This window comes from Streptomyces sp. NPDC101152 (genome assembly GCF_044768275.1).
GTDB lineage: Bacteria > Actinomycetota > Actinomycetes > Streptomycetales > Streptomycetaceae > Streptomyces.
In genome coordinates, this window is the sequence record NZ_JBIWPO010000069.1 from 1 (window position 1) to 13,683 (window position 13,683).

Here is a 13,683-nt window from a genome sequence, read left to right on the forward strand (position 1 = left end):
ACCTCCACCTCACAGGCCTCGGCACCTGACCGCGAACAGGCCTGCAACCAGCTCCAAAGTCAACCCCCGAAGGACTTACGACGCAGACCACTAAGTCAAGCTCCTCCGCCTCCCCGGCAGCCGTTCCACGCCTCCGAGAACGTCCGCGACACGCTCCTGCACGCCTTCACCGACCGGCCCGCAGGACTCGCCCACTCGCTGACCTGGGACTGGACTACGTCGGACTCGACTTCTTTCCGGACGTCTTGCGCCCCATCGCCCCCGACCAGCTGGCCGGAGCGGTCACCGCGGGCCTCAGCGCCTTCCGGCATACCGACCTACCGACGGCCGGCATCCCTGACTCCGTCGCGATCCGTGTCTGCGAGAACGGCCGGCCCACCGGCCCCGGCCGACCTGAACATCGACGGCTACTCGTTCTTCTCCCTGCGAGACACCGACAGTGGCGCCGACGCACTCTTCCACCACTTCGACCTGAAGTGCTCATCGGCCCTCTTCTGGCGCCGACCGCCGGTCGGTGAGGCGCTCCTGGTCGGCGGCGTTACCGGCACGAGCCTCGGTGCGGTGGCCCCGTGCCAGGTAGTCCCGGACGATCAACTCGACAGCATCCTGCGGACTCGTGGTGCCGGCCAGCAGCATGACCTCGATGGCCAAATCGCTGTCCAGGCTGATGGTGACCTTCGCCATGACACCTCCTGAAGGGTTCCCGCGGAGCCTACCCAAGCGGCTAACGGTCGGCGATGGGTAGGTTGCCGCACTCGGGAAGGAGGGACGGAGCCGGAAATCCGGCCGGTCACCAACGGCTCTTTCTGTAACGAGTTCTTAGCCCCCTGAGATGTCTTGACCAAAGACATAGGGGCACCCCCCGCGGCACACCGTGTCATTCCGAAGGAATGCGGAACTCGAATTCGGGACGGTCCCACGGCACGGCGGGAGGGTTCGCGAGCGCGCTCCCGGTGCGCACAGCACCGACGCGGTGGTAGAAGTCCGCGGCGGGAAGGTGCGACACGACCTTGACGCTGTCGAGGCCGGCGGCACGGGCCTCGGACTGCATGTGCGCGACGAGCAGCCGTCCGATTCCCCGTCCTTGCGCTTCGTCCGCGACGAACAGCAGGTCGAGCTCCGGCGGAGCGAGGACGAGCGAGTAGAACCCGAGGACCCGGCCTCCATGCTGGTCGGCACCGACGGCCACGAAAGTGCGGTGGGCCTCGATGTAATCAGGACCGACGCGGTAGCCCGCAACCGCGGCCGAGTACTTGCCCTGATAGGCGCCTGAGCCACGCACGAGGCGGGTGAGCCGTTTGGCATCCCTCGCCACGGCCCTCCGTATCGTGATCGGCTGGCTGCTCGGGGAAGTGCGTGAACCCATCGGAAGAGTATTGCACCGCCCGGAATCCGGAGAGGGTGACCCCTCCCGCCCCGTCGAGCCGTAGCGCATCGTCGCCTGTCACAGGGAACACCTGCACGGAGGCGGAGCATCGGGTGGCTCGGTCCTCAGCCGAGGCGTCCCGAGGCACGCTGGAGCAGGGCCCTCAGCAGCGCGGCTTCCTCGGTGCCGAGGGTGGTCACGATGCTCTCGTGCTCGCGTTCCACTGCCGCGGTCCAGCGCGTCAGTGTTTCATTGCCGCGTTCGGACGCGAAGACCAGCACGCGTCGTCGGTCCTGGTCGTCGACGCGGCGCAGGACGAGGTTCAGCGAGACCATGCGGTCGACGACCTTCGTCAGGGTGGGTGCGGACAGCAACGCGAACTCGGCGATCTCCGTCATGGCATGCCCTGCGCCGTCACCGAGGAACGACAGGACCCGCCACTCCTCGAGTGTGCCGCCCTCGACCTTCAGCGCCTCGCCCAACCGCAGGACGACGCGGCGCTCGACGAGGGTGAGCACTCGTGCGAAGTCGAGTTCGGCTACGGCCGCCGGGGTGGTCGTGGTCATCGCCCTGCCAGAGTTGTCGTGGTCGTCGGGTGGAGTCATTCCACGATACAGTCCTTTCCTTATCTTTGTGAAATATTCTCGTAGCAAGCAACGGCTAGGGTGAGCGCCTATGATCGAGAAGGCGTCTGTCCGACTCGGCGCCCCGGCGGGCCGGACCGGTGACGCACTGGATGTCGCCCTGGTGATACCGCTTCAGGGCCCGGCGGGCATCTTCGGTCCGTCCTGCGAGTGCTGCGCCCAGCTGGCGGCCGAAGAGGTCAACGCCGCCTCGGGTGTGCTGGGCAGGGAGGTACGCCTGGTGCTCGTGGACGGTGGCGCGCCGCCCGAGCAGGTGGCCAGCGAGATCGACGCGCTGATCTGCGGAGGTGTCGTCGACGCGGTGGCCGGCTGGCACATCTCGGCGGTGCGCGAGGTCGTCGCCCCGCGCATCGACGGACGGGTGCCCTATGTGTACACCGCTTTGTACGAGGGCGGTGAGCATTCGCCCGGCGTCTTCCTCACGGGTGAGACCCCGAACCGTCAACTGCGTCCGGCGCTACGGTGGTTGGCGAGCGAACTGGACGTCCGCCGTTGGACGATCGTCGGGGACGACTACGTATGGCCCCGCTCGTCGGCCCGCGCCGCCCACCGGTACCTGCGCGAACTGGGCGGTGAGGTGTGCGAGGAGATGTATGTCCCGCTGGGCACCCAGGACTTCGAGCCGGTTCTGGCGCGGGTCGCCGCAAGCGGCTGCGAGGCCGTCCTGATGCTGCTGATCGGGCAGGACGCCGTCCTGTTCAACCGCGCTTTCACCGCCGCAGGGCTGGACCGCGACCTGATCCGGTTCAGCTCCCTGATCGAGGAGAACGTCCTCCTGGCCACCGGTCCGGAGAACACTCGGGGCCTGATGACGTCCGCCGGTTACTTCGAGGACCTGCCGACCGCGTCCGGCCTCGACTTCGCCGCTGCCTACTTCCGGCGTTTCGGCCCAGGCGCACCTGTGCTCAACAGCCTGGGCGAGTCGTGCTACGAAGGCGTGCGCATGCTCACCGAACTGCTGCGCAGGGCGGGCGACACGGACGTACAGCGCATCCAGGCGACCGCTGAGGGGCTGGCGTACGAAAGCCCGCGCGGCACGGTGCAGATCCGTGACCGCCACCTGGAACAGCGGGTCTTCCTCGCTGCGGCCGACGGGCTGCAGTGGGACGTGCTCCAGCAACTTCCCTGAGAGCTCTCTTTTACCTGCCTGTAACCCCGGACCCTTGCCCAATTGCTTCGAGAAAAAATACTTTCTCTTCGAAGCTTTTGGGAGGTAACCCCATGGCCAGTTATCAGTACCGCTGCACGGGCTGCGGCCCCTTCGACGTGATCCGGCCGATCGGCCGGACGCTCCCCGAGGAACCGTGCGCCACCTGCGCAGTACCCGCTCGCCGGGTCTTCACCGCCCCGATGGTCACCCGCACCTCCGCTCCCCTGGCCCGTGCACTGCACGCCCAGGAAGCCAGTGCGCACGAACCGCGGGTCGTCACCGACCTTCCGCCGGTCCGCCGGCGTCCGACCCCGCCCGCCGATCCCCGGCAGGCCCGGCTCCCCAAGTCCTGATCTCTCCGCGTACCGCGAACCACCGGAGTACGGAGGCAATTCCATGCCCGAAGTCGTCTTCAGCGTCGACCAGGCCCTGTCCATGCGTGACCAGAAGGTGCCCGGACACAACCGCTGGCACCCCGACATCCCGCCCGCTGTCACGGTGAAGCCCGGTTCGGAGTTCCGCATCGAGTGCCGGGACTGGACCGACAACCAGATCGGCAACAACGACTCCGCCAATGACGTGCGTGACGTCGACCTCACCCACGCGCACATGCTCAGCGGCCCGATCGCCGTGGAGGGCGCCGAACCCGGTGACCTGCTCGTCGTGGACATCCTCGACCTGGGCCCCGTGCCACAGGCACAGGGTGAGGGCTCGGGGCAGGGATGGGGATACACCGGGGTCTTCGCCCGGGACAACGGCGGCGGATTCCTCACCGACCACTTCCCCGACGCCTACAAGGCCGTCTGGGACTTCCACGGCCAGCAGGCCACCTCCCGCCACATCCCCGGCGTGCGCTACACCGGGATCACCCATCCCGGACTGTTCGGCACCGCCCCCTCGGCCGAGTTGCTGGCCCGCTGGAACGCCCGTGAGCAGGCTCTCATCGACACCGACCCGCACCGGGTGCCGGCCCTCGCGCTGCCGCCACTCGCCGACAACGCCCTGGCCGGCACGGCGAGCGGCGACGTCGGCCGGCGGATCGCCGCCGAGGGCGCCCGGACCGTCCCGGCCCGGGAGAACGGCGGCAACCACGACATCAAGAACTTCACCCGCGGCTCCCGGGTCTTCTACCCCGTTCTCGTCCCCGGCGCCCTGCTCTCCGGTGGCGACCTGCACTTCAGCCAGGGCGACGGCGAGATCACCTTCTGCGGCGCCATCGAGATGGGAGGCTTCATCGATCTGCACGTCGACCTGATCAAGGACGGCATGGAGAAGTACGGGGTCACCACCAACCCGATCTTCATGCCCGGGAACGTCGCACCGCAGTACACGGAGTTCATCTCGTTCGTCGGCATCTCCGTCGACCACGCCGACGACACCAACCACTACCTCGACGCGACGCTGGCGTACCGCAACGCCTGCCTCAACGCCGTCGAGTACCTCAAGACCTTCGGCTACACCGGCGAGCAGGCCTACCTGCTGCTCGGCTCCGCCCCGATCGAGGGCCGCATCAGCGGCGTCGTGGACATCCCCAACGCATGCAGCACCCTCTATCTCCCCACCGCCATTTTCGACTTCGACATCCGGCCGACGGCCGAGGGCCCGAGGAAGACCGACCGCGGGCAGTGCGCGGTCACCTCGTGACAAGCACCTCCTGACGAGCAGTTCCCCTGAAAGGCAGTGGCATGAGCGACCATCTCACCTTCCAGCTGGGCGACTTCACCACCCAGCACGGCGCCACCCTGCGCGGCGCCCACCTCGCCTACACCACGTACGGCGAACTCAACGCCGACAAGTCCAACGCGATCGTCTACCCCACCTGGTACTCCGGCCGGCACTGGGACAACGAGTGGCTCATCGGCCCCGGCATGGCCCTCGACCCGGAGCAGTACTTCATCATCGTCCCCAACATGCTGGGCAACGGACTGTCCAGCTCACCGAGCAACACGCCGCCTCCGTACGACCGAGCCCGCTTCCCGCGCATCACGGTGTACGACCAGATCGAGGCCCAGCACAAGCTGGTCACCGAGGAGTTCGGCATCGAGAGGATCGCTCTGGTGACCGGCTGGTCCATGGGCGCCGGACAGACCTTCCAGTGGGCCGTCAGCCACCCGGAAATGGTGGAACGGATCGCCCCGTTCTGCGGCTCCCCGCGCACCAGTGCCCACAACAAGGTCTTCCTCGAGGGCGTCAAGGCAGCGCTGACCGCCGACGCGGCCTTCAACGGCGGCTGGTACGACGCGGACAAGTGGCCGACCACCGGACTGCGGGCGCTTGCCCGGGTGTACGCGGGATGGGGCTTCTCGCAGGCGTTCTACTGGGAAAAGGAGTACGAGAAGCTCGGCTACACCTCCCTCGACGACTTCCTGATCGGATTCTGGGAGGGTTTCTTCCTCGACGGCCGCGACCCCAACAACCTGCTCGCCATGCTGTGGACGTGGCAGAACGGCGACGTCGGACTCACCCCCGGTTTCGACGGGGACACCGAGGCGGCCCTGGGCTCCATCAAGGCGACCACACTCGACATGCCCGCCGAGAAGGACCTCTACTTCCCGCCGGAGGACGAAGCCTGGGCCGTCAGCCACATACCGGGCGCCGAACTCCGGGTGATCCCCGGCCTCTGGGGTCACTTCGCCGGCGGCGGCAGCAGCCCCAAGGACACCGAGTTCATCGACACGGGCATCAGGGAACTGCTCGCCAAGCCAGGCGGGTTGGCGTAGCCATGAAGGGCAGACTTCCGCACGAGGTCAGCGCCTCGATCGTCGCCTTCGCCACGGTCCTCCTGCTCCTGAGCCCGCTCCACATGCCGACCTGGGCGATCTTCATCACCTGGGCCGGAACCTTCCTGCAGGGCGGCCCGAACATCGCCAACGCCGTTTCCATGATCACCGCCACCACGACGGGCGCGGCGTTCGCGGTGGTCGCCGTGCTGCTCAACCGGGAGACGAGCACGATGTTCGGCACCGGGGAGGTCGCCCAGACCCTGGCACTGGGCGTGGTGATCTTCTTCGTCAACGGCACCCTGCTGGCGACCGGCCGACTGAAGCCGTTCGCTCTCGTCCCGGGAATGTTCTTCGGCTTCGCGTCGACCTTCGCCACCTACTTCGGCGGATTCGGCTACGACTCGGGAAATCTGGGCGCCGCCTTCGTCAGCGCCGCCGCGATGTGCGCCCTCGGCCCGCTCTGCGCGGTCCTGGGACTGCGCCTGATGTTCGCGCCGCCTCACTCCCCCGAGCCGCAGCCGCATGTGACCGAGGAGGTGACACCGTCGAGCGGGTGAGCACCGGTACGACACCTTGCGCGTGGCCGGGACCGAGGGAGACTTTCCCCTCGGTCCCGGACGCGTTGTCCTGCGCAGTGACCTGGCAGGGCGGTCAACCAGAGGGCCGGAAGCAAACTGCCGTACGATGCGGCACGTTATAGCCGGATTGTACGAGCAGCTAGGGCGGCTGATGCCGGCGACGGTGGCGGGACTGCTCGGCCAAGGCGGCTTACGTCGCCCGAGGCGGTCACCCTCGCCTGGGCACGGCCTCAGCTCAGCGTTCCGGCTGCTGGACCGGTACTTCGGACGCCTCGTTGCATGCGGGATGCCCAACCGCCGAGTGCGCCGTGCGCAAGTTGCTGTGCAGGCCACCCGCGAGGTTCCGCGTCCGGCCGGACGACTCGTTGAAGTGCGTCCGTCTGCAGGCGTATGCCTGCGGGAGGACGTCCCACGATGAGGTCGCTGGCTACGATCACCGCATGGAGCGAGACCTGCCGCCCTCGCCGTGGCTGAGGCGGTTGCCGTCGGGTGTCTGGACGGTGCTGACCTGGTGCGCCGCAGGGCTCCTGGCGCTGCTGCTGTTCGCCTCGACGACGTACCGGATGGCATGGCCCTTCGGACTCCGGCACCCCGCCTTCGCGCCGGCACTCGGGCTGCGGGCGGCCGTGGCCGTGGTGCTGGCGCTGGCTGTCGGCTGGGCCCGGCGGTGGCCTGAGCAGGTGTTCGGCGTGCTCCTTGCCGAGTCGGTCGCGGTGGTGCTGCTGGGAGAGCGGACGTGGCCGCTCTTCTTTGCTCTGGGCCTCTTGGCCGGTTACCTCGCGGCCGTGCGTTCCCGCCGGATCTCCGTCCTCGCGGGCGTCACTGAACTTGCGGTCTGGTCGGGGGAAGCGATGGCGGTGAGTCACGGGCCGGTGGCGTTCAGTGATTTCGTCAGCAGTCTTCTGGGCGCCGCGGCGAGCATCGCCATTCCGTGGGCGATCGGCAACTCGATACGTCAGCAACGTGGTTACACCCAGGCCCTGCGTGCGTACGCCGCCGAGCAGGCGGTCACGGCCGAACGGCTGCGGATCGCCCGGGAGTTGCACGACGCCGTGGCGCACAGCATCGGCGTCATCGCGATCCAGGCGGGTGCGGCAGGCCTGGTGCTGGACGCGGAACCGGCCGGGGCCCGCCGGGCGTTGGACGCCATCGAGGCCACGAGCCGGGAGACGCTGGCGGGCCTTCGGAGGATGCTCGTCTCCCTTCGCCGGGCCGAGGCCGGCGAGGATCCTCCGGGCAGCGCACCACTCGCAGGCCTGGAGGCCGTCGACCGGCTGGCCGAGACGATGGCGCGGGCGGGCGTCACGGTGGAGGTGCGATGGCAGGGGCGGCCGCGTCCCCTCCCGCCCGAGGTCGACCTGGCCGCCTTCCGGATCGTCCAGGAGTCGGTCACGAACGTGGTGCGCCATGCGGGGGCACACCGCTGCGAGGTTCACATCACCTATCGGGAGCAGGAGTTGGACATCGAGGTGCTCGACGACGGCCGTCCCGTCCACGGCCACCGTACCGGCGTTACCGGTTACGGAATCTCCGGGATGCGCGAGCGGGTCGCACTGCTGAACGGCCGGTTCAGCGCCGGGTCCCGTCCCGAGGGCGGCTTCCGGGTGGCCGCGAGGCTGCCCGCATGACGCCCTCCGACACCGGCCAGGCGATCCGTATCCTGCTCGCCGACGACCAGGAGCTGGTGCGCACCGGCCTGGGCATGGCCATCACCCATTCCCCGGGCCTGGAGCTCGCAGGCGAGGCAGCCACCGGCGCCGAGGCTGTCCGGCTCGCCAGGGAGATCCTTCCGGACGTCGTGGTGATGGACATCCGGATGCCCGGCATGGACGGTATCGAGGCGACCCGGCTGCTCACCGCGGGCGCGGCCGACCCCGTGCCGCGCGTGCTGATCCTCACCACCTTCGACGACGACGACAACGTCTACGCCGCCCTGCGGGCCGGTGCGAGCGGCTTCCTGGTCAAGGACATGGCGCTGGTGGACATCCTCGCAGCGATCCGCGTGGTCGCCGCCGGCGACGCCCTGATCGCGCCGAGCGTCACCCGCCGCCTCATCGCCGATCTCACGGCGCGGCCCGGACCGGCCGCGCCGAAGCGCCGACTGCCAGGCGTCACCGAGCGCGAGCGCGAGGTGCTGACCCTGGTCGGCCGCGGGTTGTCCAACGCGGAGATCGCCGCGCAGCTCTTCATCGGCCCTGCCACCGCCAAGACCCACGTCGCCCGGTTGCTGACCAAGCTGGATGCCCGCGACCGCGTCCAACTCGTCATCGCCGCCTACGACGCGGGCCTGGTGTCCCCGTCCGGCTGAGCCCGCACGGACGGGGACGCCAGGATGCGGCCCCCGGGGCGCGGCACGCTTACGGGCTCTGGACGCTGACTTCCGGCTCGCTGGGGGAAGGACCGTCCAGGAGCGGCTCCGGCTTGCCCTTCAGCTGCAGGTCGAAGAAGTCCCCGAGATACGTGCGGGTGATCGCCAGTCCGCGCAGCGGTGCTATCGCCCCGGGCGGGCTGGGCCGGCCCACCGCCTGGGAGAGCAGTGGCAGGTCGCTGAAGGTGCCGTGCTCGGCGCCGGCGATGGTGAGCCGGCGCTTCCAGCCGTCCAGGCCTGCCCAGGCGTCGTCCCAGCTGGAATCCATGCCCGGGCTCTCGTCGGACTGGGCACCGAACAGGAGGAAGGGCCGGCCGTTCAGACCGGTGGCCGGGACGGGCACATAGAAGGTGCCGTCCATGTTCACCCCGGCCCGTAGCCGGTGGTCGGCGGCCATGGTCACGGCGGCGGCGTCACCACCGATGGAGTGCCCGGCCATACCGATCCGTCGCCGGTCGATCAGGTGGGCGTATGTCCAGGGCGAGTGACGGGACGTCAGCTGGTCTATCACGAAGGAGGCGTCCTTCGCCCGGCTCCTGGCGATGGCCGGCAACCCGCCCGCCGGCGGCTGGTCGCAGATGGCGCAGGGCAGGGTCCGTCCGTCGGGGAAGGTGACGCCGGGGGTCTCATAGGTGTGGTCGATCAGCGCGACGACGTACCCGCGGCTGGCCAGGTCCTCTGCGACGCTGCTGAACAGCGCCCGCGGGAAGGTGAAGCCGGGCGAGAGCAGCACCAGCGGGAACCGGCCGTGCAGCGGGCGCGCGTCCGCACGCGCCCACGTCCGGACCGCGGTCAGCGCCTCGGGCGGGATGCCGGAGCCCGGGACCCTGTCCTGCAGGAACAGCCGAGCCTCGCCGGTGGTCATGTAGGGAGCCGGTGACCCGCTCCCGGGCCGGGCCGGGTAGTACATCGACACCATCAGCCGCCGCGGCCCCGCAGCAGGCACCCACGGGTCCCGGCGACTGTCGTCGACAAGGTGAAGCATGTCACGGCCGGCTGCGTACGGGCCGGTCGGACGGGGCAGGGCCGCGACGGACCCGCTCGGTGCCGGGTGGGAGGCCGGGGCGATCGACGGGGTGGCGGCGAGGGACGGTGCCGCGGCAGCGACCGGCAGCGGCAGGACGAGTGCGAGCACGGCGGTCAGCGCCGTGCGGCGGATACTGGTCATGCGCCAGAAACTAGATCGTGGGCACACCTCCTGACGTCAGCTCAGGAGCGGACGGACACTTCCGCTTCCAGGCGGATCCGCCGTCCCCTCGCAGGCGGACAACACCGCGGTGAGCCTCAAGGAACCTGTCGGCCCGGGCCACCAACGGGCCGCTGCCGCCAGACGTTGTCGCGCTCAGTGCGGCGTTGACGGGCCCGCGTCAGCCGGTGCATTGGGCGTCAGGGGCGGGTGGTGTAGGTGAGGAAGGCGGCGCCGCCGGGCAGCACCGTGTGCCCGATCATCGTGAACGCTCGCGGATTCGTTTCGGACTTCCCGGCGAACAGCGGGATGCCTGCGCCGATGGTGACCGGGTTGACCTTGAGGACGAGTTCGTCGATCTCCGGGTAGAGGGCTCCGGCCAGCTCGGCGCCGCCGACCAACCAGATCCCCTTGCCGTCCTGGGACTTGAGCTCGCGTACCTTCTCCAGCGGGTCGGTGGAGACCACCTCGACTGCCGCGTCCGGGCTCTTGGGCAGGCTGCGGGAGAAGACGTGGTGCCGCAGGTGGGGGTAGGCGTCGGTGATGCCTGCGTCCAGTCCGAGCTGGTACGAGCGGCGCCCCTCGAGGACGGTGTCGAAGCGGGTGCCGGACGCGGTCACGCCCAACGCCGCACGGGCGGGCGCCGGCAATGTCTCCGGGTAGTGCGTGACGATGTGCTCCAGGTAGTCGGGGGTGACGGTGAAGAAGCCGTCAGGGCCGGTCGGGTCGCCCCCTTTCGGGCCGGCGATGAAACCGTCGAGCGTGGTGGCGGCGTAGTACGTCAGGGTGCGCACGGCAATCATCCTTCGGTGGTGTAGAAGAGGCGTAGTGGATGACGTAGTACGGGAGTTCTCCAGGGCGCGGGAGGGCGACATTATCGTGGGGAGTGTCGGCCGCGAACCCGCCGCAACCCGGGCCGCAGCGCGCTGTCGAAGGTGATGGGCCCATGAGCAGGGCCCTGCCGATCGCGCAAGAACCGGTCGTCCCGCGGGCAGTCAGCCCGTTGGGGTGTTGTAGTTGACGATCCCCTCCACCATGAGGGCGACCGCGCCCGCCAGCGGGTTGGCCGTTCCTACGCCCACGACGTCGGGCAGCTTGTGCGCCTCGCTCTCGGTAACGGCCACCATGCCCCAGAACGCGTTGAAGCCCGACGGATCCGCCGGCTTGTCGGTGGCCGCCCCCACGGTCAGGACGCCTCCCGCGTCGGTCAGGGCCAGCGCGCCCATCTGGCGCAGCGTGTCGTGGTTCCGCTCCTCGGCGGCCACCACGCTCCAGCCCGCCACCTCCACCTGCCGCAAGGCGTCGAGGAGCCTGCCCTGGGTGTCCGCGCCGGAGACAACGATGTCGGGCAGGACGAGGGCCACCGGCCCCTGGGTCATCGGCAAGGCGGACCGGATCGCCCCGTCGAGGCCGGGCCCGAACGACTCGTCCTGGTAGACGAAGACCATCTGGAAGGTGTCGGCATAGCGCGCCAGGTAGCTCACCGTGTCGAGCTTGTGCGGTGCGAACACGACGACGAGGCGTACCTGGAGTCCGCTCTTGGCGAGTTCGACGACGGCTTCCAAGCTGCGGTCCAGCACGGTGACCCCGGGAGCCAGGCAGTGCAGCTCCTTCGGGTAGGGCGCCCCGAAGCGTGTTCCGTATCCGGCGCAGGGAAGGATGACCGAGACATCAGGTACGGGTGTGGACGAACTCTGCATCGAGTGGCGCTCCGGTTGTGTGGACGGTTGGGGATCTTGCACACCTCGCCGAGCACAGACTGCCCAGTGCCGGACTGCGATGAACCTCGGGCTCTGGGTGCGCCGTAGCTTCCGGGACCGTTGCGACCAGAAACTCCCGAAGGCACAAGTCTGCTGCGAAATAGGCGAGTTGATCGACCTGTCCTGGCGCGAGGAGCCAGGCGTCGATCGCCCAGGCTCGCCGACATGCGACCTACACTGCTGGCGATCATCCGGACGACCGACCGTTGGACCCGACGAAAGAGGGCGCTGAATGCGGGTGCTGTTGTCTACATACGGGACACGTGGCGACGTCGAACCGCTGGTGGCACTCGCGGTACGGCTACGGGGGCTCGGCGCGGACGTGAGGATGTGCGCTCCGCCGGACGAGGAGTTCGCTCAGCGACTCGCCGGTATCGGAGTGCGGTTGGTGCCGGTCGGGCCGCCGGTCCGGGAGTTGATGCGCGGGAAGGCCCTGCCGTCGGCGGCGGACCTGGCCCGGTACCGGAATGAGCTGGTCGAGGCGCAGTTCGACGCCTTCCCTTCGGCGTTCGACGGATGTGACGTGGTGGTGGCGGCAGGCCTGGGACAGGTCGCCGCGCGTTCCGTGGCCGAGGCCGCCGGGATCTTCTATGTGTACGTGAGTTATGCGGCGGTCCATCTGCCGTCGCCGCATCACGCGCCGCCGCCGCGTCCGGGCTGGCCGGAGCCCGAGGTCGCCGACAACCGGACCTTGTGGGAGTTGGATGCCCAGAACGTCAACGCGCAGTTCGGGGAGGCACTCAACCGTCACCGGGCAGTGCTCGGTCTGCCGCCGGTGGACAACGTGCGCGATCACATCCTCACGGACCGTCCGTGGTTGGCGGCGGACCCCGTCCTGGGGGCGTGGCCGGAGACTCCCGGCCTCGACGTCGTGCAGACAGGCGCGTGGACGCTCCCCGACGAACGCCCGCTCCCGGCGGACCTGACGAGGTTCCTGGACGATGGCGCCCCACCGGTCTATGTCGGCTTCGGCAGTATGTCTCCGGCCGAAGGCATAGGCGGCATGGCCGTCGAGGCGATCCGTGCGCAGGGGTACCGCGTGCTCGCGTCGCGTGGTTGGGCGGAGTTGGATCTCGTCGACGGCGGGGACGACTGCTTCGCCATCGGCGAGGTCAGCCATCAGAGCCTGTTCGGCAAGGTGGCCGCCGTCGTCCACCACGGGGGCGCGGGTACGACGTTGACGGCGGCCCGGGCGGGCGCGCCGCAAGTGGTGATACCTCTCCAACTGTCGGACAACCCGTACTGGGCAAGCCGGGTGGCGGCGCTGGAGCTCGGTGCGGCCCTCGATGCTTCGACCACGTCCCTCGCCTCTCTGGGCGTCGCGCTCAAGAGCGCTCTGTCACCCGGGACGCGGGCTCGTGCGCAGTCCGTGGGCAGCCGGCTTCGCACCGACGGAGCGGAGGTGGCCGCGCGCCGGTTGGTCGACGGGTCGCGCTGAGCGGTATCGCCTGGTGGCTCGTGCCGGTGCCTCGGTTGCTAGCGTTCGGGTCATGGACGACGGCGTGTACGTGGGCAATGCGGGCAAGGACGCGGCAATGGACCGGGGGTGGCTGCTCGGGCACTTCAAGGAGCTGGGCGATCCTCGCCACAGTGACGCCGTCGAGGTGAAGTGGGGTGTCCATCCCCGCGGTGAGCGACGAGCGCAGTGGGTGAAGGGTGAGGTGCGGACGGCCCTGCTGGTTCTCATCTCAGGCCGCTTCCGTATGGAGTTCCCGGGCCGCAGCGTTCTGCTGGAGCAGCAGGGCGAGTACGTCGTCTGGGGCCAGGGAGTGGATCACTCCTGGTTCGCCGAGGACGATTCCGTGGTGCTGACCGTGCGATGGCCTTCGGTGTCCGGGTATGCCGTCCCCGAGGAGGGGAACGCGGCACGACCGAAGTGAACCATTTACCTCATGTGGTCCGCCATCT

15 protein-coding genes are annotated in these 13,683 nt (G+C 69.2%); 9 read left to right on the forward strand and 6 right to left on the reverse strand.

Annotation, left to right across the window (positions count from 1 at the left end; genetic code table 11):
* Positions 1–480: 480 nt before the first annotated feature.
* The 3 genes from ACIRVK_RS41405 to ACIRVK_RS41415 all read right to left on the reverse strand — a co-directional run bounded on the left by ACIRVK_RS41405 (position 481) and on the right by ACIRVK_RS41415 (position 1,971).
* On the reverse strand, positions 481–684 hold the full coding sequence (locus tag ACIRVK_RS41405; RefSeq protein ID WP_404256648.1) for a hypothetical protein: 204 nt from the start codon (positions 682–684) through the stop codon (positions 481–483).
* Positions 685–877: 193 nt separating this feature from the next.
* Positions 878–1,366: a GNAT family N-acetyltransferase gene (locus tag ACIRVK_RS41410; RefSeq protein WP_404256650.1), complete on the reverse strand. Its 489-nt coding sequence runs from the start codon at positions 1,364–1,366 to the stop codon at positions 878–880.
* 125 nt (positions 1,367–1,491) lie between these two features.
* Complete coding sequence (locus ACIRVK_RS41415) at positions 1,492–1,971, reverse strand: MarR family winged helix-turn-helix transcriptional regulator (protein WP_404256652.1); 480 nt, start codon at positions 1,969–1,971, stop codon at positions 1,492–1,494.
* Positions 1,972–2,041: 70 nt separating this feature from the next.
* Here ACIRVK_RS41415 and ACIRVK_RS41420 point away from each other — a divergent pair, with 70 nt between their 5' ends.
* From ACIRVK_RS41420 to ACIRVK_RS41450, 7 genes are all read left to right on the forward strand, one after another.
* Positions 2,042–3,139, forward strand: a complete 1,098-nt coding sequence (locus ACIRVK_RS41420; protein ID WP_404256654.1) for a substrate-binding domain-containing protein — start codon at positions 2,042–2,044, stop codon at positions 3,137–3,139.
* A gap of 92 nt (positions 3,140–3,231) precedes the next feature.
* Positions 3,232–3,513, forward strand: coding sequence for an FmdB family zinc ribbon protein (locus ACIRVK_RS41425; RefSeq protein WP_404256656.1), 282 nt, complete (start codon positions 3,232–3,234; stop codon positions 3,511–3,513).
* 43 nt (positions 3,514–3,556) lie between these two features.
* Positions 3,557–4,804: a formamidase gene (gene fmdA / locus ACIRVK_RS41430; protein WP_404256658.1), complete on the forward strand. Its 1,248-nt coding sequence runs from the start codon at positions 3,557–3,559 to the stop codon at positions 4,802–4,804.
* A gap of 41 nt (positions 4,805–4,845) precedes the next feature.
* Entirely contained in the window at positions 4,846–5,880 is a 1,035-nt protein-coding gene (locus ACIRVK_RS41435; protein ID WP_404256660.1) for an alpha/beta fold hydrolase, read from the forward strand.
* Between the two features lie 2 nt (positions 5,881–5,882).
* Positions 5,883–6,440, forward strand: a complete 558-nt coding sequence (locus ACIRVK_RS41440) for a DUF1097 domain-containing protein (protein WP_404256662.1) — start codon at positions 5,883–5,885, stop codon at positions 6,438–6,440.
* A gap of 461 nt (positions 6,441–6,901) precedes the next feature.
* Positions 6,902–8,089: a sensor histidine kinase gene (locus ACIRVK_RS41445; RefSeq protein ID WP_404256664.1), complete on the forward strand. Its 1,188-nt coding sequence runs from the start codon at positions 6,902–6,904 to the stop codon at positions 8,087–8,089.
* Positions 8,086–8,769, forward strand: a complete 684-nt coding sequence (locus ACIRVK_RS41450; RefSeq protein ID WP_404256666.1) for a response regulator — start codon at positions 8,086–8,088, stop codon at positions 8,767–8,769. Before ACIRVK_RS41445 ends, ACIRVK_RS41450 begins: the two co-directional genes overlap by 4 nt.
* A gap of 49 nt (positions 8,770–8,818) precedes the next feature.
* Here ACIRVK_RS41450 and ACIRVK_RS41455 read toward each other — a convergent pair whose 3' ends face one another.
* From ACIRVK_RS41455 to ACIRVK_RS41465, 3 genes are all read right to left on the reverse strand, one after another.
* Entirely contained in the window at positions 8,819–9,997 is a 1,179-nt protein-coding gene (locus tag ACIRVK_RS41455; protein ID WP_404256668.1) for an alpha/beta hydrolase family protein, read from the reverse strand.
* A gap of 218 nt (positions 9,998–10,215) precedes the next feature.
* Positions 10,216–10,809, reverse strand: coding sequence for a dihydrofolate reductase family protein (locus tag ACIRVK_RS41460; RefSeq protein WP_404256670.1), 594 nt, complete (start codon positions 10,807–10,809; stop codon positions 10,216–10,218).
* A 201-nt stretch (positions 10,810–11,010) separates the two neighbouring features.
* Complete coding sequence (locus tag ACIRVK_RS41465) at positions 11,011–11,715, reverse strand: NTP transferase domain-containing protein (RefSeq protein WP_404256672.1); 705 nt, start codon at positions 11,713–11,715, stop codon at positions 11,011–11,013.
* A gap of 292 nt (positions 11,716–12,007) precedes the next feature.
* Between ACIRVK_RS41465 and ACIRVK_RS41470 the strand changes: the two genes are divergently transcribed.
* Entirely contained in the window at positions 12,008–13,213 is a 1,206-nt protein-coding gene (locus ACIRVK_RS41470; protein WP_404256674.1) for a glycosyltransferase, read from the forward strand.
* A 52-nt stretch (positions 13,214–13,265) separates the two neighbouring features.
* The gene (locus ACIRVK_RS41475; RefSeq protein ID WP_404256676.1) at positions 13,266–13,655 is read left to right on the forward strand and encodes a signal peptidase I; all 390 of its coding nucleotides are present in this window, start codon (positions 13,266–13,268) and stop codon (positions 13,653–13,655) included.
* Positions 13,656–13,683: the final 28 nt, after the last annotated feature.